The following is a 20813-nucleotide window of genomic DNA, read 5'->3' on the forward strand; positions in this document are numbered from 1 at the left end:
TAGAAGTTGATGATGAAGAAAAACGATAACGCTAAGGTCAATAATACTCGCCGCACCATTCTTAAAGGTACTTTGTGGGGCAGCCTTGCCATCGCCTCGGGTGTTAGCCTGTGGCAGTTGTCATTAACGGAGTCTGTCGAAGTCTTGGAAAGTGACGACTATCCTTATCGTTTTTTGAATCTTGATGAGCGATTATTGTTATGGGCCATTATTCCCGCTTACCTTTACCCTGCAGTACAGCCTGGCGATGAAAAGTCCAAGTTTGTAGTATTACGAAACATCGATGGTGCTATCAGTGGTTTGCCACAATCGACACAGGATGAATTAAGACAGCTCTTCAGCCTGCTTAGCTTTCAGTTAAGTAAGGCTCTAGTTGCGGGTATTTGGACGCGTTGGAATAAAGCCAGCATAAACTCGTTACAGTATTTCTTATCCAGTTGGCAGGAGAGCTATCTGGCACTGCTTCGCACCGGTTACCTCGGCCTGCATCAAATTATTATTGGCTCCTATTATGGTGAGCCAATGAGTTGGGAGTCGATTGGTTATCCTGGTCCTCCTCAATTCAATTTACCCGAATCCTTTTATGAAGATTTCTAACGCCATAGACGCTGCAGAATTGCAACAGGAAAGCCTGTCAGCCGATGTTGTGATTATTGGCAGTGGTGCAGGTGGTGGGGTTAGCGCAGAAATCTTTGCTGCAGCCGGTTTCCAGGTTTTGCTGATTGAGGAAGGCCCACTTAAGACGGCGCGTGACTTTAAAATGCGCGAGAAAGATGCTTACCCACAACTCTACCAAGAGTCAGCGGGGCGTAAGACCATAGATAAAGCGATCAATATTCTGCAAGGGCGTTCGGTTGGCGGATCAACTACGGTAAACTGGACTACCAGCTTTAGAACACCTGAGCAAACCTTACTTCATTGGAAAAACAATTTTGGCATAGAGGCTAATAATCAAGAGTCGCTCACTCCCTGGTTTGAAACAATGGAGCAGCGATTGAATATTGAACCTTGGCAAGTACCAGCCAATGCCAATAATCAAACTATTGCAAACGGTGCCGAAGAGTTGGGCTGGTCTTATTCAACTATTGCGCGAAATGTTAAAGGTTGTGCCAATCTGGGTTATTGTGGATTGGGCTGCCCGATTAATGCGAAGCAATCAATGCTAACAACAACTATCCCTGCAGCGTTGAAATCTGGGGCACGGCTAATTTATAAAGCCAGGGTCGAACGTATTGATTACAAGCAAAATAAAGTGACGGGTTGTCAACTGGTGGCAATGGATGACTTTGGGCAGCCAATGCAAAACTCCAGAATTCGTGTGCTAGCACCACTGGTCATATTAAGCGCCGGTGCTATTGGTTCTCCAGCTGTTCTATTACGTTCACAGGTTCCTGATCCCCATAAACTGATTGGGAAAAGAACATTTCTGCATCCGACAGTCATTAGCGCAGCAATTATGCCTAAAGCAGTTAATGGTTATGCTGGAGCTCCGCAAAGTATTTACAGCGATCATTTCTTATGGCCTGACAATGACGAGATGGGTTTTAAGATTGAAGCTGCGCCACTTCATCCGCTATTAACCTCAACCGTATTAACAAACTTTGGCCAGCAGCATTTTGACTTGATGCAACAGTTTCCGCATATTCAGGGCTCGATTGCGTTGCTACGAGATGGTTTTGATGAGCGCAGTGTCGGCGGTGAGGTGATGCTGGATGACTATGGTTATCCAAAATTGAATTATGAGCTCAATGATTACTTCTGGCGTAGCGCACGCAAAGCATTGCTGACAATGGCTGAAATGCAGTTTGCAGCGGGCGCAGAGCAAGTGTTACCTCTTCACTTATACTCGCAGCCTTATAATGACTGGCAGCAGGCAAAATCAGCCATAGAACAGTTGCCGATGGAGTCTCTTAAAGCTCTGGTATTCAGCGCTCATGTTATGGGTGGTTGTGCCATGGGTAGTGATGAAAAGCGCTCTGTGGTTGACGAGACAGGGCGTTTTCATCAACTTAAAGGCCTCTATATCTTTGATGGCTCAATTTTTCCGACCAGCATAGGGGCTAACCCACAATTGTCTATTTATGCACTGGTGGCAAAGCTAGCCAGTCAGTTGGCTGCAACCTCTAGGATTTCATAGAGCTTTTCAGTAAGATGGCCTTTTGATCTTGTGTCAATATTATGAAGAAAACCGTTTTATACCCAGGGACTTTCGATCCCATCACTAAGGGTCATATGGACCTGGTGGAGCGTGCCTGTCGCCTGTTCGATAAGGTAATTATTGCGATTGCCCATAGCCCGTCCAAAAAGCCATTATTTAGTCTGGATGAGCGAGTTGATATGGTGCGTATGATATTTGCCGATAACCCCCAGGTGGAAGTTTTAGGCTTTCGTGGGCTGTTGGCAAATTTTGCTCAGGAGAATAATGCGATAGCGATTTTGCGTGGCATTCGAGCTGTCTCGGACTTTGAGTTTGAGTTTCAACTGGCCAATATGAATCGTCACCTTGATCCTGACCTGGAATCTATTTTCTTAACTCCATCTGAGAAATACTCTTATATCTCCTCTTCTTTGGTGCGCGAAGTGGCGTCTTTGGGCGGTGATATTTCTGCTTTTGTTGATGAGCGAGTTAAGCAGTCCTTGTTAGAAAAGTTTGAATCTTGATTGGTGACTTCTTTATACAAAAATATTATGGCTTGAATACTCGAACTTGAGCGTTATATAAGCGATAATGGCAGGGCGACTTGCGTAATAGAGATTAAAGATCCTTATGGCATTAAAAATTACTGACGAATGTATCAATTGTGATGTTTGTGAGCCTGAATGTCCCAATGAGGCCATTTATCAGGGCGAAGAGATCTATGAAATCGATCCTGATAAGTGTACTGAGTGTGTGGGTCATTATGATGAACCACAGTGTCAGCAGGTGTGCCCGGTGGATTGTATTCCATTGGATGAAGAACACCCAGAAACTAACGATGAATTGATTGTTAAGTACGAAAAGCTAACGGGCAATAAATTCGTTGGTTAATGTTACCTGTGTAGAAATTAGAAGGCGACGAAAGTCGCCTTTTTTGACAGATTTTCTCCGAGTGAATTAATACCCTCAATGTCTAATTCCCTTCTAAAAGAATGGCTTGCGGAGCAACCATTTACCCTGACTCTCTCCTCAGGCTTTTTCGGCTTTTTTGCTCATGCTGGATTAATGCAGGCCCTGGAAGAAGCTCAACTGTTACCGCAAAAATTAACCGGTTCCAGTGCCGGCGCTCTGATTGCCGGGTGTTGGGCGGGCGGAATGAGTTCAGACGATATTAAATCGCTTCTATTTGGTCTTAAGCGTTCGGATTTTTGGGACCCGGGATTAGGATTAGGTTTGCTAAAAGGCGATAAATTCCGTCAGCTGCTAAAAGACTCTTTGTCGGCTAATGATTTCTCTGACTGTCGTGCACAGTTGGTGCTGTCAGCCTACTCAATGGAAAACAAGCAGACGCGAGTCTTACAACATGGTGACCTGGTTTCGTCGATATATGCTTCCTGCGCGATCCCCTTTATGTTCCAGCCCATTGTTATTGATAGTCATCGTTTGCTGGATGGCGGTATACAGGATCGACCGGCTCTTGAAGGAACGGAGCAGGGAGAACGGATTTTTTATCATCATATAGCCTCAAAATCACCCTGGCGCCGTAAAAATGATTCTGCGATACAGGTTCCGGTGCGCGACAATTTAACCAGCCTGGTTATCCATGACTTGCCTCGCTCAGGACCATTCAAGTTAGAGATTGGTCAAACAGCCTATCAGAAAGCATATGCTGCAGCGAAGCGCGCTTTGGAGATGCCTATAGCGGATGGTGCTATCAGTTTGGCATCTTAACGATTTTTTGTTGTTAATGCCTTCAGCTACTGAAAGATTTGTAGACAGAATTCTTTTCCCTCATTTAGAATAGCTGTTCCTTTTGTTGTGTGTCTGTTTGGCGTTCTGTTAAGCGATGAGCACGAATCCTTGTATTACCTGTGGCGCATGTTGCGCGACCTTTCGAGTATCTTTTTATTGGGGTGAAACTACTCTGGCACCCTATGGCAAAGTTCCAGCAGAGTTAACTGAGAAAATCAGCCCACAGCGAGTCTGCATGTCGGGTACCCAAGCGTCAAACCCACGCTGTGTGGCATTGGTCGGAACCGTAGGCCAAGATGCAACCTGTAGCATTTATAGCGATCGGCCAAGTCCTTGTCGAGATTTTGAGATTAATGTTGATGGCGTCAACTCTGCCTGTGACCGTGCGCGAGCGCGTTACGGACTTGTGCCTATTCATGTGGTGCAGATTGAACCTGTACCTGTTAACGGCGAAGTTGAAATTGTTGCCTAGTGGTATTGTGACGGTTAAGGAGAGCTGTTAGCTCAAAGAAGGAGGGATGTTAAACAGGCTCTTGTGGTGACTCCATTTCAACAATGATCGGCCAACGACCTTGCATAATGACGTGGCCCACATAGCGCTTGGCACCGTCTGTGGCAAACTCGAATTGATAGCGTCGAAGAAAGCGCCATTTGCCCTCTGAATTTTTGTCGAAATACACTTTCTTTAGTGCAACGTAGCCATCAAGGTTTTGTACGTAAGCATCTTGGCAGGCTCTTAGCGCAGCCTTGTGTGCCTGCTCGCTAATGCGACTGTTGTAAAGCCAAAAGCCAATACTCAGGGCGATTGCTAAAATGACGAGTAAATTCAACATTTATGGAACTTCTGTTGTTAGATGGTGGGCTTAGATAAGACGCTTATAATAAAAGAAAGGCGGCTAATGCCGCCTTTCTTTAAACCATAAACCGCAGATTATTTGGCAACAATCCATTTTGCGACGTTAACTTTAGTTACGCCTGCTTCTTTGGCTTGGTCGACCGCAGCAATCAGTACTTCGTTATAAGCATCTTCATGCACACGCACCAGAACTGGTGAGCGCGGGTCTACAGCCAGTTGTGTTTCGATATTGGCTCGAATAGCTTCTTTATCGATGGTACGTTCGTTCATAATGACATTACTCGCATCATCAATTGAAACCACAATCAATGGTGGAGGGTTTTCCGGTGGAGTCGTGTCCTGGTTGGTTGTAGGACGCGCTATATCTACCGCTGCCTCTTTAACAAATGAGGTTGTTACGATGAAGAAAATCAACATGATAAACACAATGTCTAGCATCGGTGTCATATCGATGGAGGTTTCATCATCTTCTCTATTTCTTTTATTACGCATATGTCTTTAATCCTATCGCTCTGCCTGTTTGTATGACTAAGCTTATTCAACAAAGTCAGCCCTACAAAGTTACATTTGGGCGACAAATTCACCAATTCATTAAGTATAGCTGGCACATTAAATGTGATCCAGAACTAAATGTCTAGTGTAAATTTAGCAAAATCCAATTCAGTTATGATGCTTACCAGCGTGTAACGCTAACCTGTTGAATTCCTGCCTGCTTAGCCTGGTCTAAAGCACCGATAAGCGCTTCATGTTGAGCCATTTCATTGACACGAATTAGCAGTGAAGCCTGTGGTGAATTAACCAACTGTCCTTCGATATTGGCACGAACGGCTTCTATGTCTATGATTCTATTGTCAAAAATAACCTGACTATCCTCATTAATACTGACCAGTATCGGTTTTTCATCTCGCTCACAGTTGGCTTTACATTGGTTGCTTGGCTGCGCAACATCGACCGCCTGGGTCTTAACAAAACTGGTGGTAACGATGAAGAAGAGTAACATTATGAAGACGATATCCAGCAGGGAGGTCATATCCACTTTCGCTTCTGAGCTTGTTGCTTGATAAGTTTTGTTTTTTGTCTGCTTTAACATGGCTTGGCTCCTTGTATCTCTGACTGTAGCGCATAAAGCCTTTTAGACGTCTACTTAAAAGGCACGCCTTCAACTTAGCAGAAGTTTTACAAGGAAGCTAGCGTTCCGGAGCCGCATTAGCGCCTGGTTTATCGTTGGCATTTGGGGCAGTAGAAGCTAGAGCGTTGGCCTATGACCTGTTTTTTGATGACGGTGCCACATTGATTACAAGGCAAGTCAGCACGACCATAAACATTGAGCTGCTGAGCAAAGTATCCCGGCGAGCCATCTGTTTGTGTGAAGTCTTTTAAGGTTGTCCCACCCTCACCAATTGCTTTTTGCAGCACGCTTTTGATAAAGCCAGCCAGCAAATTGCAACGTGCCAGACTGACTTTATTAGCTGCGCGCTTAGGATGTATACCACTCATGAAAAGTGATTCACTTGCGTAAATATTGCCGACGCCAACCACCACTTTATTGTCCATAATGGAGTTCTTGATGGCCCCTTTGCGCTTGGCTAACATCTGGTGCAGATATTTCCCATTAAAATCGTCGCTTAAGGGCTCTGGGCCGAGCTGGCTGAGTACGCTAAGAGTTTCGCCTTGCGGTTGCCATAGTATAGCGCCGAAGCGACGTGGGTCGTTAAAGCGCAAGGCGCTATTATCATCAAAGACCACTTCAAAGTGGTCATGCTTCTTTAGGGCGGTTTGAGTACTCACTACGCGCATGGTGCCCGACATTCCTAAGTGCATGACTAAGCTACCGGTTGAAAAGTGCCACAGCATATATTTAGCACGTCGTTCTATCTCACCGGACACGATACCTACTAATGCCTTAGCTTCTTCAGCAATAGGCCAGCGTAATTGTGGCTGATAGATATTAACGGCTGTGATCTGTTTAGCAACGATATGTGGTGCCAGGCCATTTTTGGTAGTTTCTACTTCGGGTAATTCAGGCATTAGATTTCAAAGGGAGCTGTTTCATAACCGATGGGTCATAGTAGCGATTACAACGCAAAAAGCCCAGAGTAAACTGGGCTTTTGTGTACACAGAAGCGTTTTCTTGGAGGCAGAAAACTTAAGTGATTACTTAAAATAACTTAACGATTCTTTGAAGAACCGGTTAAGCGAAATTACTTAATTTTTGCTTCTTTGTAGATAACATGCTGGCGAATAGTTGGATCAAACTTTTTGATCTCCATTTTACCTGGCATGTTTTTCTTGTTTTTGTCTGTAGTGTAGAAGTGACCGGTACCGGCACTTGATACTAAACGTATTTTATCGCGCATCTCTATCGCTCCTTATACTTTTTCGCCACGAGCACGCAATTCAGTAAGCACAGTATCGATACCTTTTTTATCGATAACGCGCATACCTTTTGCAGATACACGTAATCTAACGAAACGCTTCTCACTCTCAACCCAGAAACGGTGAGAATGCAAATTAGGCAAGAAGCGACGCTTGGTTCTGTTCTTAGCGTGTGACACGTTGTTACCGGTCACTGGGCGCTTACCTGTTACCTGACAAACCTTAGCCATGGATAGCCTCCAAAAAATAACTCAAAAAAAACGGTTTAAGGGCACGATGTTGGATATTCGGACATCGCAGCTCTTCAAATTGGGCGCACTTTATACCAGAAAGCAGCCTGCTTGACAACAAAACTCAGATCAAATGGCCTGTTTCCGAGCTAATTTGTTGAATTTAGTCATTTGCGACTGATTTTAGGAATCTGTAGTCGTTCGATCATTAATTATAGTAGCCCGTGCTCGGCAAAGGAATAGCTACCGCCTTGGGCGACGATGATATGATCGAGTGTGCGGATATCCAGCAAGCCAAGCGCTTCTTGAATCTTATCAGTGATATGTCGATCAGATGGGCTGGGTTCAAGTGAACCGCTGGGATGGTTATGAGCCAGAATAACCGCAGCTGCATGATAAGTCAGGGCTTTTTCGACGACCACTCTAGGATGCACTTCGGAGCTGTTTATGGTGCCCAGAAATAGGGTTTCTGAGGCTAGCAATTGGTGTTGGTTATTGAGGAACAGAGCAACAAACTGTTCACGCTTGTGATGGCTCAGCAGACTCTTTAAATAGAGTTTAACGTCATTAGGGTTGCTGAATGACTGGCTGTGTTGCAAGTTCTCCTGTAAGTAGCGCTTGGAAAGCTCTAAACAGGCCTGTAATTGACAATATTTGGCACTGCCAAGGCCAAGGTGGCTGGTGAATTTTTTCAGGTCAGCTTCAAGCAGCGCGCGTAAGCTACCAAATTCTCCGAGAAGATGACGAGCCAGATCAACGGCATTAAGGCCTTGTGTTCCTGTGCGCAGGAAAATGGCTAAAAGCTCTGCATCTGAGAGGCTTTGCGGGCCCTGGCGTAATAGTCGTTCTCTTGGCCTTTCATCCTGCGGCCATTCCATTATTTTCATGGTATTCCCTGTTCTAGTGGTGAGTTTTGAAAGTGACGAATGATAAATAGTCTGTGCAAAACTGTAATTAGGATTTTCGCTATAAATTTTGTGCGTAAAGGCGTAAACTGTGCCAAATATTATAAGTTAAGTTAAATCAATCGGTTAGCATGAAGTTGCAAGGAAAAAAAGTCCTTCTGGGCATTACTGGTGGTATCGCTGCGTACAAGAGTGCGGAGCTTTGTCGTAACCTGAAAAAAGCAGGTGCTGAAGTACGGGTTGTGATGACGAAAGGCGCACAAGCTTTTATCACACCTTTGACGCTGCAGGCGCTCAGTGGAAATCCTGTTCATCATGATTTACTCGATCCTGCCGCTGAAGCAGCGATGGGTCATATCGAGTTAGCCCGGTGGGCGGACTTTATTATTATTGCGCCAGCCTCTGCCGATTTTATGGCGCGCCTCAACGCCGGTATGGCTGATGATTTATTGACGACTCTGTGTTTGGCTACTAACAGCTCAATTGCTGTAGCGCCTGCCATGAATCAGCAGATGTGGGCAAACCCTGCTACTCAGAATAATGTTCAGCAACTTATCAAGAAAGGCTTCGAGATTTGGGGGCCAGACGAGGGTGATCAAGCCTGTGGCGATGTCGGTCCTGGTCGAATGTTGGAACCTGCCGATTTATTAAACCGAATTGATGATCACTTCAACGACAAACCATTACAAGGCCAACGCTGGTTGATTACAGCAGGCCCAACGGTGGAGCCTATCGACCCTGTGCGTTATCTAGCTAACCGAAGTTCAGGCAAGATGGGATTTGCTATTGCTGAAGCAGCAGCTAAGGCCGGTGCTGAGGTGATTCTAGTGACGGGGCCTGTGAACCTGATAGCTAGCGCTGTAATCAAGCGTATCGACGTACAAACAGCACAGCAAATGTTTGAAGCTGTACAAAGTGAGTTTAAAGGTATCGATACTTTTGTAGCCTGTGCGGCGGTATCGGATTACCGTCCGAAAGAAACTGCTACGCAAAAGCTAAAGAAACAATCTGATAATGGCTTAACCGTCGAGTTGACCCAGAACCCGGATATTCTGAAGTGGGCTGCGGAGCAAAATACAGCATTTTGTGTCGGTTTCGCAGCAGAAACTAACAATATCGAAGAATATGCAGAAGCTAAGATGGCCAAGAAAGGCATAAATGTTATATGTGCTAATGATGTTAGCCGCAAAGATATTGGATTTTCAAGTGACAATAATGAAGTGAGTGTTTACTATAAAAATAATGGAGCAATGCAGGTAGAGCAATTAGGGCCTGCGCTGAAAACAGTGATAGCACAACAGTTGGTGAGTTTCTTACCTGGTTTAAAATAGTTTATCGGCTGTTACGGTTGAGATGACTGATCAGTGTTGTTATCAGCTCTTTGCTTCATCAATGCAAACAATGAGACCGCGAAGGATCTATAAGGGGGATGCATGGGGAAAGGTAAAAGTCTGGTTAGCTTTTTTCTACTACCACTAATTATTGGCTTGGCTTTATTGTGTGTGGTTGGGGCCGTGCTGTATTATCTCGGCATCCAGCAGCCACTTGAAGTACAAGCAAAGCAATTAATCGGTTCGCAGATTGAAGAGCGCGCTGATCTCATCGAGCAAAAGATTAATCAAATCCAAAGCACTATTTCTGTCGCTAGCCAAAGTGGCGGTGACACTGATGAAGCCCAGTTAGTTCGTGACTTAAAAGCCTCGATCCCACAAGCTGATCAGATTCAATTCTTTTCTCCCGAAGATTTTCAGGTCAATCTGGACAGTCGTCCAGTTGTGACCCATGTGGTGGTGGACTTACTTGGCAAATCCTTTGCAGGTGCGAATGTTCCTCCTGAGCTGATTTTGAACAAGGGACAGCCTTCTTATGTTGCCTTTGTCCATAAGCTAAATGCTCAAAGAGTAGTAATGGTTACCGTTAAACCTAGTGAGATGGTGGGTCTGTTGGGAACTGCTGACCCGGGAACCTATTTTGAATTGCGTCAGAGCTTTGCCGGGACACATCACACCATAGCGTCGGTGGGTACTAATCCAGGTGCAGGTCAACCCTTAGTTGTTTCGCCAGCGTTTGGTGCTAATTGGTCGATAGCCTTCTGGCAAGGTACGGGTAACTTCCTGGCGACAGCTGGTCTACTGCCTATTCTATTAATGTTGGGCGCTGTTATAGCGCTGTTAATTGCAGCTTTAATGCCGATGCTGAGTCTACAGCGTTTATTAAATAAGGATGCTCGTGATTTTATTCAGGGCATTGATGATCAGCACATGCCAAATAACTTCAGCCTTAAGTTCTTTAATGATATGGCTTCAAGTTACCGTCGAGTCGCTGGTCTTAAAGAGCCGGTTGAAGAAGTACAGAGTGAGGAAGTGGAAGAAAGCGGACTGGATATTGAAGATGAAGCTGGAGAAGAGGAAAAGTCAGCCAAGCCGGAAAAACAAGCCTCCCTAAGTAATGGAGATTATGACTTAGAAACTATTAGCCACGAAATTAGTGCGGATATATTCCGTGAGTATGATGTTCGTGGACGAGTGGATAAGGATTTTGATGCTGGTGTCGTGTACGCGTTAGGATTGGCAATTGGCAGTGAGGCTTATTCACGTGGTGAGCAAAATGTGGTGGTAGCCAGAGATGGCCGGCTTTCAAGTCCAGATCTGCATGAAGCACTAAAACAAGGTTTAGTTGATAGTGGACGTGACGTTATCGATCTGGGAATGGTGCCAACACCGTTACTTTATTTTGCCACTCACAAGCTGGACACCCACTCTGGAGTGATGCTGACAGGTAGTCATAATCCGAGCAACCATAATGGCCTTAAAATTGTTCTAGCGGGAGAAACCCTGCATGGTAAAGATGTAAAGGCACTTTATACGCGAATTCGCGAGCAAGATTTCTTAAGTGGCAACGGCCAGGTTACTGAACATCAAATTGAACAACAATATCTTGAAGAGGTTGCCTCTAACGTTAAGGTTGATAAACCATTAAAGCTGGTTATTGATAGCGGTAATGGAGTGACAGGTAATATTGCACCACGCTTATTTCAGGCTCTGGGTTGTGATGTGATCGGCCTGCACACCACCATCGATGGCAATTTCCCTAATCATCATCCCGATCCCAACCATGCTAAAAATCTGCAGGATGTTATTGCGATGGTATTGCAGGAAAAAGCGGATGTTGGTTTAGCCTTTGATGGTGATGGTGACAGGTTAGGTGTTATCGATAATCAGGGTAATGTGATTTGGACTGACCGTCTGATGATGTTGTTTGCGATGGATGTACTGTCGCGTAAAAATGGTGCTGAAATTATTTACGATGTTAAGTGCACGCGCCATCTGCCAGAAATCATTACTAAACATGGTGGACATCCGATTATCTGGAAAACGGGCCACTCACTAATGAAAGCCAAGATGCAGGAAACGGGTGCGCAGCTGGGTGGTGAGGGTAGTGGTCATATTTATTTCAAAGAACGCTGGTATGGTTTTGATGATGCCTTATACGCGGCAGCTCGCTTGTTGGAGATTCTCAGTAAAGATCCACGGTCATTGGCCGAGGTGTTTGAGCCGTTACCACAAAGCCTGGAAACTGAAGAAATCAATGTGCCAGTTGCTGATAAAATTAAATTCAAATTGATTGAGGTCTTAATTAAGAAAGCTCAGTTTGGTGAGGGACGAATCTCGACGATTGACGGTATTCGTGTCGAATACCCTGATCGCTGGTTATTAGCTCGAGCTTCGAATACGACGCCGAGCATAGTGGTTAAATTTGAAGCAGATTCCAGCGAGGGGCTAGAACAAGTTAAGACACTGTTGAGGGAGCAGCTATTAGCGATAGCACCGAAGTTGAAAGTTAACTTTTGATGCATTTACATCAATACAAGTTTGAAAAGATATAGAGAGTATTATGACAACCAAAAAAAATTCCAAGCGAAAAGAAGAGATCTTACAAGCTTTAGCTTTGATGTTAGAGAAAGGTCCAGGGGAGAGAATTACTACGGCAAAACTAGCTCAGGAGGTTGGTGTTTCAGAGGCTGCGTTGTATCGCCATTTCCCAAGTAAAGCGAGAATGTTTGAAGGGTTAATTGAATTTACTGAGGAAGCATTATTCTCGAGAGTTAACCGCATTAGCAAAGAGCAGGAAGACATTCGTGAACAATGCTATCAGATTATGACGTTGGTCCTGACCTTTGCCAGTCGAAACCCTGGAATATGTCGTTTACTGACTGGCGAAGCTTTGGCTGGTGAGCATGAGCGTTTGAGAGGGCGGATTAGTCAGTTATTTAATCGCATTGAAACGCAGCTTAAACAACAGTTACGGCAGCATGAAGTCGCGGTTAGTGGCAAGTTTACCCCGGATGTTGCTAGTCGCGCTAATTTATTGATGGCAATTGTTGAAGGTCGTATTCAGCAGTATGTTAGAACTGACTTCTTACAATCGCCATTGGCGAGTTGGGAGCAGCAATGGCCATTACTGCTCGGCTTAGTTTATTTAGAGTCTAACTAAACTAACCTTATTATAAGCTTTCTCTTTCAGTCAGGTAGTTGATAAATTGATTCTTTAGACTAATCACTTCCTGACTGCTGCAAAGCTTGGTCCCCGCTTCCGAGGTGTGACAACCTACTTCCATAACGATTTGCATACTGTCAGCTTCGCCTGGGATACGGGTAATCGATAAAGATATTTGATTATCACTTTGTGCCTTGCCTGTAACAATCAATGTATCAGTAACGATTTCCAGCTTGTTAGAAGCATTCTCATGGGCAAATATTTGTGCGAACTTCCAAGCTTTATCACAGGCTGGTTTATCTGGGCAACTGTAAACTGAGCTATTGCTGGCGCTATTGCCATTGCTACGATTACGCTCAATCAACTGTAGTGCCTGGAGTTCTTTGAAGCGAATCAGATCCTTTTGAAACTGTGCTTCGATTGCTTTAATTTTATCTTCATACCTGACTATTGATGCTTTGTTGGTTTCTATTTGAGACTTGGTTGCTTCGATTTCATTCAAGATATTTTTCGGCACGGCTTTGCCTTGACGCTCAAAGTCTGCGGCACGTCCCTGTAGCTGCTCAAGCTTTTTAGTCAGGCTTGAGTTATGTCCATCAAGCAGATCAATATTGGCCCGTAAAGCTGCGGTTTGATTCTTTTCCGTTCTCTGAATATCTTCTGTCGTTTTATATTGGCGAATCAATAAAATATCACGACGCCTTTCTTCCATCTGCTTCTTCTGCAATGCTTCCATCTGCTCTTGTTTGATTAGCTCAGCTTCTTTTTCTTCAGCTGTCAATGCAGCAGGCACTCGTTCTAGTACCCGGCCTTCTTCGTTGACGACATCATAACCGACAGTGACCGCTTCTGAAGGAAGGTAGTCTTTAACGATCAGGCGACCATTGCTGTCTTTGTAGCGATAAAAGTTTTTGCCTAAAGCAACCTGGCTAACAAGCAACAGGGATAAAAAAAGAAGCAGGTATTTTTTCATAAAACTCCAGTGAGATTAAATACTGTGGCTAAACGCCGTAAGTTTGACGATACTCAAGTACTTTATCATAGAAACTGCCAAATTCTGTGTTGTGCTGCAAATAGTTGATGAGATCGGCGAGCTTGATAATAGAGTAGACTGGGATACCGTAATCACGTTCGACTTCCTGAACGGCTGATAGTTCACCCTGACCGCGCTCCTGTCGATCCAGTGCGATTAATACACCACAAGGTTCTGCACCACTTTCTTTAATGATATCAATGGACTCACGAATTGCTGTTCCCGCTGAAATGACATCGTCAATAATTAAGACTTTACCATGCAGTGTGCTACCGACAATATTACCCCCTTCACCATGGTCTTTCTTTTCTTTGCGGTTAAAGCTGTATGGGGTATTGATATTATGATGTTCTGACAGGGCGACAGAGGTGGTGCTTACCAGTGGGATGCCCTTGTAAGCTGGCCCAAATAACAGATCAAAGGAGATCTTCTGGTCAACAATGGTTTGTGCATAGCAACGACCAAGTTGAGCAAGGTCATAGCCACTGTCAAACAAGCCTGTATTAAAAAAATAAGGGCTTAAACGTCCACTCTTAAGAGTGAATTCACCAAATTTAAGGACGTTTTTGCTAAGTGCCAGCTCAATAAATTGCTTTTGGTAATCTTGCATGAGTGAATGTAGTTTCGAATGGAATATGGCGCTAATAATAGCTTGTTCGAGTTAAAAAAAACAGGGCCATAAAAAAGGGCAGCCGCAGCTGCCCAATATAGGTATGGAACAAGTTATTCAGGATTTATTCCCAAACAGCTTCCAAGTTTACGCCCGAATAGGACGTGTAACCACGAATACTAATGTACCAAGTACCTTCTGCAGGATTGCTGAAGTTACAGTTTTCGCTGTTACCATTTTTATATGGGCGACAATCATAACTAGAAGTTGTGGGTTGGCTACCATGCCTAACGTATAAATCGGCATCACCTGAACCACCACTCATGGCAATATCAAGAGCACTCATATTAGCACCAACGTCAATGCTGAAATGCTTCCAGCTTCCTGAGGTTCCGCTAAGGTTGCTTTCGCTTAAGCTACCGCCAGCAGGTGGCTGTGAACTGCCGCCGCCATTGTGGCTAGCTACCAGGCTTACATCAGCATAGGCGCTGTATCCATAAACCATGACATAGTAAGTGCCGGTCTGTGCTGTAAAGTTACAACTTTCGCTATTACCATTTTTATAAGGGCGGCAATCGTAGCTGGATGTTGTCGGCTCACTACCAAATTTCACATACAGATCTGCATCGCCAGAACCGCCTGACATATCAAAGTTTACATCGGTTGCATCAGATGGCACTTCGAAGGTGAAACGAGTTTCTGTGTTTCTAGCGCCGGAGAAAATTTTAGCAACATTATTTTCCAGTGCATCATCACTTGGTGGTGGCTCATTGCCGCCGCCATTTCCATCACAACCGTTATTGGTAATGTAATCTACTGCGGCTTTAGCTTTAACTAATCCAAAACCAGTTTTGTTATCACGACCGGCAGCATCTACATCCTGAGCAGTATTTTGCAATACGTTACGAATTTCTGCTGCACTACAACTTGAATGGTGGCTCCAAACTAAAGCCGCTACTGCAGCCACGTGTGGAGAGGCCATAGAGGTGCCGTTGTAGTATGACCAATTCTGGCCTCCGTCTTTAGACATGGTTACGCTCTGACCCGCTCGATTAGCAAGTTCAAGACCGGTAGCTCGGTCAACTGAAACGACTGGCGTATTGCCAATCTTGCTATTGAAGTCGATTAAGAATGGATGCTGCAAACCTGGACGTGCTGCATTACTGTAAACAACAACACCTGCTGCGCCCGCATCCATACAAGCGTCAACTGCACGGTATTCCGGGTAATTATTTTCTGTCGAGCTGGTATTGTCTGCCTGGTTCTCACCACGCTCAACTAAACACACTTTGCCGACCATACTTGGACAGTTATAGCTGGTTCCTGATGTTGAACAGACACCCAGCGTGCCTGAAGCAGAGCCAACGTTTGCGCTATTGTCGAACTCTAAGCTGCTGTTATAAAAGTTTTGTGGCACAACGCCGTTATCGAAATAATCAGTGCCGCCTACTACGAGTTGGCCCAAGTAACCATCACCAATACCTACAGTCGACAAGATGGCCTCACCCGGGCCGGATAGTTCTACTTGATCGGTGCGTTGTGAGAAGTTAGCGTGCTGATTGGTTGAATCCAGCGCGGCGACCGATACTACAGTATCGTAGGAAGCAGGATATGAATGAGATGTGTCCCCTCCATTACCAGCAGCAGCAATGCTTAAAACACCATTATTGTAGTGGTTCGCAAAGGCGTTGCCTTCTGTAGTCGATGAACCGCTTCCACCAAGACTCATGTTGATGACATTGGCGCCAGCGTTAACACATGTATCTACAGCAGAAATCAGGCTTGAGGAGTAACCCCAGCCACTTTCGTTAAAGACTTTAACAATGTGCAGGTTAAGATTACCGTTAGGTAGGACGCCGACAAGACCAGAACCATTATTTACCGCAGCAATAGTACCGGCAACGTGAGTACCGTGTGAGCCACCGGGCTCATACCAATTACCGGTTCCTGAGTTGTTAGTACCTGATACGTTGTTCGAGCTCAAGTCAGAATGATTGATATCGTAGCCAGAATCGATAATACAGACGCTACGGTTACCGCCGTTGTTATCTGAAACAATATCCCCTTCAACGCGGGAGATGCCCCAAGGCTCAATTTGAACAGTGTTTAAGTTAGTAGACGAGAAGTGTCGTTTTTGGTCGGTTTCCACGTACTCAATATTCGGGTTTTTACGCAGGCCTGGCAGAGCTTGTACTGGAACTTCTATAGCAAAAGCTCGGTGTTGCGGTAAATCAACTTTCAGGTTGCCGCCAGTTTGTTGAGCAAGTGCTTTCATAGCATTGCCTTGTCCGGGACGGAATTTAACGATAACACGCTCTTTTGCTTTGTTACCGCCGCCAGCGGTGGTTTCAGTTGAAGTCAGTGCTGACTCATTCGCATTGGCAGACACGCCAAGTGCTAACAAGGTAGCTGCGCAAGCCATATTGATTTTAAAGGACATTTTGTCTCCCCCTACCCATTACTCCATATTGGCAATGGTTTTGTGTATTTTAGATGCAAAAAACTCATCGCCCTCAGACAGGTAAGTTAGTACAACTGTCCTTGGTACGATGAGTTCCGGCAATAAAACTAACGCATTAGTTTAGCTTGGTCAAATGATTAGTTTTATTTATTCATAAAAATGTTTCGAACGCTCAATAATCAGCCAGTTATAGCTCAAATGTATCGCTATGTATCGTATTTTATAGTTTTCTGTCGTGTATGCTTTTAAAAGGAGAGGCAAGAGTGAATATCAACAATGCATTTTTGCATTAGTTATTTTTTTATAATTCAGGACAGGTTATAGACTGCCTAAATCTACATTTCTCTGAAAATGGGAAGGTAAATTGTGTCAATACCTCTGTCAACGACCAAGCGAGATATGGTCGGTACACTTCTCTGGAGCGGGTGATTTTTGTGAAATGTTGTGTGTAGAAGCGAGTGTTTATACAAATTCCAGCGCAATCTTCTCGTCATCAATTCGAACAATACGCATGGCATGTAGAATCATCTTGCTTTCGTCCTCACCGAGGATGCCTTCAATATGAACCTTAACTACATCGCCTGAATTGACTCTATCGCCGAGATTGTTTTTGATGAGAACGCCACCTTCTGAAATGTCGAGGCTTTCTGTTAGAAATACCTGCGAATCATGCTGGCGAACAGCCACTGGCAGGTGAACAGTTACGCGGTAAAAACGACGTGCATCTTCCATATAAGGTACTGTGTTAGGTTTCATACTCATATCCTTGAGTGATTTCCATAAGTTCCATAATAATCAAAGTCGCTTATGCTGTAAAGGGGCAAAATTCTTGATCAAACAAGCACTTAATCTGCTTGATTTAACTCCACTTGACGACAAATATCTACAAATTGAGCCAACGAAAGTTGTTCTGCTCGTTCGGTGGATTTGATATCCAGTTGCTCTAAGCCGGATTCATCAATAAAGTTCTTCAGGCTGTTACGCAAGGTCTTGCGGCGTTGGCCAAATGCGGCGGTAACGATGTGGTTCAGGAGCTTTGCATCTTCAACCGGAAAAGGGAGTTGATCGTAAGGTTGTAATCGGACAATCGCAGACTCGACTTTAGGGGGAGGTTGGAAAGCCCCGGCCGGGACCAGAAACAACAGGTCGGCCTGACAGTAGTATTGAGTCATAACGCTTAAGCGGCCGTATGAGCTGGTACCTGGTTGGGCGCAAATGCGTTCTACCACCTCTTTTTGCAACATGAAGTACATATCTTTGATGCTTTCACGTTGATTGAGAAGATGGAAAATCAGTGGTGTTGAAATATTGTAAGGCAAGTTACCGACGACTCGGATTTGTTCACTATTGGCTAGTTGGCTGAAGTCGAACTTAAGCGCGTCACTATGGTGGATTGTGAAATTATTATGTTGGCCAAATTTTTGCTCTAAGCGCGGAATAAGATCGCGATCGAGTTCAACCACATGCAGCTCGGAAACCTTATCGACCAAGTGTTCGGTTATAGCTCCAAGACCTGGGCCAATTTCAACCAGTCGGTCACTAGCCTGGGGAGCAATCGACTCAACAATACGCTGAATATAGTGATTGTCTGAGAGGAAATTCTGACCGAAACGTTTGCGGGCCTGATGACCCTGAACCATACGAGATTTTGCCATGAGTTAGTAACTTAAGTGATTAGTTCGATTTGCTGTTATGAATCAATTGCTGAGTGAATTGTAGCGCATATTGCATGCTACCGATATCAGCAAAGCCTTGTCCTGCAATATCCAGACCTGTGCCGTGGTCAACTGAGGTGCGAATATAAGGCAGCCCGAGAGTCAGATTAATGGCATTGCCGAACCCTTTGTACTTTAAAGTCGGCAGGCCTTGGTCATGGTACATTGCCAAAACGGTATCCACCTGCTCTAACCATTTGGATTGGAAGGCGGTATCAGCGGGAATAGGGCCAATCAGCTCGGCATCGAACTGAGTGCGCATCTTTTCGAGAGTCGGAATAATGGTATCAATTTCTTCGCGCCCTAAATGTCCATCTTCGCCAGCATGAGGGTTCAATCCACAGACTAAAATCTTAGGGCGCTTAAGGGCAAACTTGTACTGTAGCTCGCCAATAAGAATCTCAATAACTTCATGCAACAATTGAGGCGTAATGGCATCAGGAACATCTTTTAATGGCAAGTGAGTAGTCGCTAGAGCTACTCGTAATCCTTCGGTCGCCAGCATCATAACTACTTTGCTGACATTGCTTTGCTCTGCAAAAAATTCAGTGTGCCCAGTGAAGGTTAAACCTGATTGATTAATAATGCCCTTGTGAACCGGGCCAGTAAGAATGGCATCAACCGTACCATTGAAGGCCAGCTTATGCGCTGTTTCAAGAGTGTTAATCACATAAGCAGCATTAGCCTGATCAAGTTTACCGGGTGCCACAGAGGACTCTAGATCAACTGGAACCAGCCAAAGGTGACCGCTTCGATGAGCGAGGACTGTTTCATTGGCATTAAACTCGGTAAGTTGCAGAGGAAGGTTTAATTGCTGGGCGGTATCTTTAAGAAGTGCTGGAGAGGCGCAGACAATCAGTTGGTCACTGTGAGGCAGTTGTGCCAGTTTGACGATAATTTCAGGGCCGATCCCGGCAGGTTCCCCTGCCGTAATCAGAATTCGTGCCGGTTGGATCAAGCGTCTTCTTCCACAATTTTCTTAACGTAAGCTTCGTCGCGTAATTCGCGAATCCAGTTTTCAACTTCTTCGCCAAACTTACGCTGTTGTAGAATGCGCATAGCTTGTTGGCGTTTCATCGCATCAGTTTGATCATTGGTGCGACGGCCAAGAAGCTGAACGATATGCCAGCCAAAACTAGACTGGAATGGTTCGCTGATTTCATTATCGTCAAGCCCTGCTAAGGTCTGTTCGAATACTGGGTCATACACACCCAAGTTATTCCAACCTAGCTCACCGCCAAGTTTTGCTGAGCCCGGGTCATCTGAGTGTTTCTTTGCTTCGTCCCCAAAGTCTGCTTCGCCTGCAAGCACGCGTTGACGAATATTTTGTAACTGCTGTTTAGCGTCTTCTTCGGTAGTGATAGCGTCAGGGCGGATTAAGATGTGTCGAGAGTTGGTTTGCTGAACTAAATGCTGCTGCTCGCCACGCTTGTCTTTAATCTTTAGGATATGAAAACCTGAAGGACTGCGAATTGGCTGTGAAACATCGCCGGTATCCAAGAAGCTCACCACATTAGCGAATAGTGTAGGCATGTTGCTTTCTGTACGCCAGCCAAAATCACCGCCTTCTTGTGCGTCAGGGCTATTTGAAACAGCTTTCGCAGTTTCAGTAAAGTCTGCACCAGCTTTAAGTTTTTTCATGACTGCTATAGCTTTTTGTTTAGCTTGGTTTTCAGTGTCTTCATCCGCATCTTCAGGTACTGAAATCAGGATATGTCCAAGATGATATTCGACCTGGTTTTGTGCATTCATGGATTGAATGACCGAGTCTATTTCTTTGTCACTGATTTTTATCCGGCGAGACACAAAAGCATCACGCAATTGACCGGTCAAAATTTCTTTGCGCAAGTCAGCCAGGAATAGTTCATAAGAAATTCCTTGCTGTGCCAGATTCAAGCGGAACTCATCCAGCGTCATGCCACTATTTTGTGCGACTTGAGCTGCATACTGCTGTAGTTCAGCCGGTTGAAGTTGCATGCCAGAGCGTTGGGCCATCTGATATTGCAAGCTTTGAATAATAAGCTGCTCAAGCAATTCTTTGCGTAGAATATCTTCAGGAGGCAATTGCCCGCCGCGTGAACGAATTTGTTGCTTAGCTTGAATTACTTTGCGATTAAGCTCGCTTTGCAGAATCACATCTTCATCCACATGCGCAATAACTTTATCAATGACTTCTGCCTGTAGAGAAAATGCCGCAAGGCATAAAGTAAAACCAATTAATGCTTTTTTAAGAATCATAGA

The 20813-nt window shown here is 44.8% G+C and carries 23 protein-coding genes; 9 read left to right on the forward strand and 14 right to left on the reverse strand.

The genetic code is table 11. The features are described 5' to 3' along the window. The first annotated feature begins 12 nt into the window (after positions 1-12). From ACN0VI_RS03760 to ACN0VI_RS03785, 6 genes are all read left to right on the forward strand, one after another. Complete coding sequence (locus ACN0VI_RS03760; RefSeq protein ID WP_417445825.1) at positions 13-597, forward strand: hypothetical protein; 585 nt, start codon at positions 13-15, stop codon at positions 595-597. Continuing rightward, a complete protein-coding gene (locus ACN0VI_RS03765) occupies positions 584-2137 on the forward strand; it encodes a GMC family oxidoreductase N-terminal domain-containing protein (RefSeq protein WP_417445826.1) in 1554 nt (517 codons plus the stop codon). Before ACN0VI_RS03760 ends, ACN0VI_RS03765 begins: the two co-directional genes overlap by 14 nt. A 41-nt stretch (positions 2138-2178) precedes the next feature. Then, positions 2179-2661 (forward strand): pantetheine-phosphate adenylyltransferase, encoded by a 483-nt coding sequence (gene coaD, locus ACN0VI_RS03770; protein WP_331893039.1) that lies wholly within the window; start codon positions 2179-2181, stop codon positions 2659-2661. A gap of 106 nt (positions 2662-2767) precedes the next feature. After that, the gene (locus ACN0VI_RS03775; RefSeq protein WP_331893040.1) at positions 2768-3028 is read left to right on the forward strand and encodes a YfhL family 4Fe-4S dicluster ferredoxin; all 261 of its coding nucleotides are present in this window, start codon (positions 2768-2770) and stop codon (positions 3026-3028) included. A gap of 78 nt (positions 3029-3106) precedes the next feature. After that, positions 3107-3868 carry a patatin-like phospholipase family protein gene (locus tag ACN0VI_RS03780; protein WP_417445827.1) on the forward strand — a complete coding sequence of 254 codons (762 nt, stop codon included), beginning with the start codon at positions 3107-3109 and terminating at the stop codon, positions 3866-3868. A gap of 115 nt (positions 3869-3983) precedes the next feature. Further along, positions 3984-4361: a YkgJ family cysteine cluster protein gene (locus ACN0VI_RS03785; RefSeq protein ID WP_331893043.1), complete on the forward strand. Its 378-nt coding sequence runs from the start codon at positions 3984-3986 to the stop codon at positions 4359-4361. A 49-nt stretch (positions 4362-4410) separates the two neighbouring features. On the opposite strand, the gene ACN0VI_RS03790 is transcribed toward ACN0VI_RS03785, so the two are convergent. The 7 genes from ACN0VI_RS03790 to radC all read right to left on the reverse strand — a co-directional run bounded on the left by ACN0VI_RS03790 (position 4411) and on the right by radC (position 8238). Continuing rightward, on the reverse strand, positions 4411-4722 hold the full coding sequence (locus ACN0VI_RS03790; protein WP_331893044.1) for a DUF3301 domain-containing protein: 312 nt from the start codon (positions 4720-4722) through the stop codon (positions 4411-4413). A gap of 98 nt (positions 4723-4820) precedes the next feature. After that, the gene (locus ACN0VI_RS03795) at positions 4821-5237 is read right to left on the reverse strand and encodes a biopolymer transporter ExbD (RefSeq protein WP_331893045.1); all 417 of its coding nucleotides are present in this window, start codon (positions 5235-5237) and stop codon (positions 4821-4823) included. A 181-nt stretch (positions 5238-5418) separates the two neighbouring features. Continuing rightward, entirely contained in the window at positions 5419-5835 is a 417-nt protein-coding gene (locus tag ACN0VI_RS03800) for a biopolymer transporter ExbD (RefSeq protein WP_331893046.1), read from the reverse strand. A 128-nt stretch (positions 5836-5963) separates the two neighbouring features. Then, positions 5964-6773: a bifunctional DNA-formamidopyrimidine glycosylase/DNA-(apurinic or apyrimidinic site) lyase gene (gene mutM, locus ACN0VI_RS03805; RefSeq protein ID WP_331893047.1), complete on the reverse strand. Its 810-nt coding sequence runs from the start codon at positions 6771-6773 to the stop codon at positions 5964-5966. A gap of 173 nt (positions 6774-6946) precedes the next feature. Continuing rightward, positions 6947-7102, reverse strand: a complete 156-nt coding sequence (gene rpmG, locus ACN0VI_RS03810) for a 50S ribosomal protein L33 (protein ID WP_015781238.1) — start codon at positions 7100-7102, stop codon at positions 6947-6949. A 12-nt stretch (positions 7103-7114) separates the two neighbouring features. After that, on the reverse strand, positions 7115-7351 hold the full coding sequence (gene rpmB, locus ACN0VI_RS03815) for a 50S ribosomal protein L28 (RefSeq protein ID WP_015781237.1): 237 nt from the start codon (positions 7349-7351) through the stop codon (positions 7115-7117). Between the two features lie 212 nt (positions 7352-7563). Continuing rightward, a complete protein-coding gene (gene radC / locus ACN0VI_RS03820) occupies positions 7564-8238 on the reverse strand; it encodes a RadC family protein (protein WP_331893049.1) in 675 nt (224 codons plus the stop codon). 149 nt (positions 8239-8387) lie between these two features. Between radC and coaBC the strand changes: the two genes are divergently transcribed. The 3 genes from coaBC (at position 8388) to slmA (ending at position 12750) form a co-directional block, all read left to right on the forward strand. Then, positions 8388-9587, forward strand: coding sequence for a bifunctional phosphopantothenoylcysteine decarboxylase/phosphopantothenate--cysteine ligase CoaBC (gene coaBC / locus ACN0VI_RS03825; RefSeq protein WP_331893050.1), 1200 nt, complete (start codon positions 8388-8390; stop codon positions 9585-9587). Between the two features lie 102 nt (positions 9588-9689). Next, positions 9690-12107 (forward strand): phosphomannomutase/phosphoglucomutase, encoded by a 2418-nt coding sequence (locus tag ACN0VI_RS03830; RefSeq protein ID WP_331893051.1) that lies wholly within the window; start codon positions 9690-9692, stop codon positions 12105-12107. Between the two features lie 43 nt (positions 12108-12150). Then, entirely contained in the window at positions 12151-12750 is a 600-nt protein-coding gene (slmA, locus tag ACN0VI_RS03835) for a nucleoid occlusion factor SlmA (protein ID WP_331893052.1), read from the forward strand. 10 nt (positions 12751-12760) lie between these two features. Here slmA and ACN0VI_RS03840 read toward each other — a convergent pair whose 3' ends face one another. The 7 genes from ACN0VI_RS03840 to ACN0VI_RS03870 all read right to left on the reverse strand — a co-directional run bounded on the left by ACN0VI_RS03840 (position 12761) and on the right by ACN0VI_RS03870 (position 20810). Beyond that, positions 12761-13726 carry a hypothetical protein gene (locus tag ACN0VI_RS03840; protein WP_331893053.1) on the reverse strand — a complete coding sequence of 322 codons (966 nt, stop codon included), beginning with the start codon at positions 13724-13726 and terminating at the stop codon, positions 12761-12763. Between the two features lie 28 nt (positions 13727-13754). Next, positions 13755-14396 carry an orotate phosphoribosyltransferase gene (gene pyrE, locus ACN0VI_RS03845; protein WP_331893055.1) on the reverse strand — a complete coding sequence of 214 codons (642 nt, stop codon included), beginning with the start codon at positions 14394-14396 and terminating at the stop codon, positions 13755-13757. A 124-nt stretch (positions 14397-14520) separates the two neighbouring features. Further along, positions 14521-16836: a S8 family serine peptidase gene (locus tag ACN0VI_RS03850; RefSeq protein WP_417445828.1), complete on the reverse strand. Its 2316-nt coding sequence runs from the start codon at positions 16834-16836 to the stop codon at positions 14521-14523. Positions 16837-17319: 483 nt separating this feature from the next. Further along, a complete protein-coding gene (locus tag ACN0VI_RS03855) occupies positions 17320-17613 on the reverse strand; it encodes a PilZ domain-containing protein (protein WP_331893059.1) in 294 nt (97 codons plus the stop codon). An 89-nt stretch (positions 17614-17702) separates the two neighbouring features. Next, entirely contained in the window at positions 17703-18512 is an 810-nt protein-coding gene (rsmA, locus tag ACN0VI_RS03860; RefSeq protein WP_417445829.1) for a 16S rRNA (adenine(1518)-N(6)/adenine(1519)-N(6))-dimethyltransferase RsmA, read from the reverse strand. Between the two features lie 19 nt (positions 18513-18531). Then, complete coding sequence (gene pdxA, locus ACN0VI_RS03865) at positions 18532-19530, reverse strand: 4-hydroxythreonine-4-phosphate dehydrogenase PdxA (RefSeq protein WP_417445830.1); 999 nt, start codon at positions 19528-19530, stop codon at positions 18532-18534. After that, positions 19527-20810, reverse strand: a complete 1284-nt coding sequence (locus tag ACN0VI_RS03870) for a peptidylprolyl isomerase (RefSeq protein ID WP_417445831.1) — start codon at positions 20808-20810, stop codon at positions 19527-19529. Before ACN0VI_RS03870 ends, pdxA begins: the two co-directional genes overlap by 4 nt. Positions 20811-20813: the final 3 nt, after the last annotated feature.

The organism is Kangiella sp., assembly GCF_048265365.1.
Classification (GTDB): domain Bacteria; phylum Pseudomonadota; class Gammaproteobacteria; order Enterobacterales; family Kangiellaceae; genus Kangiella.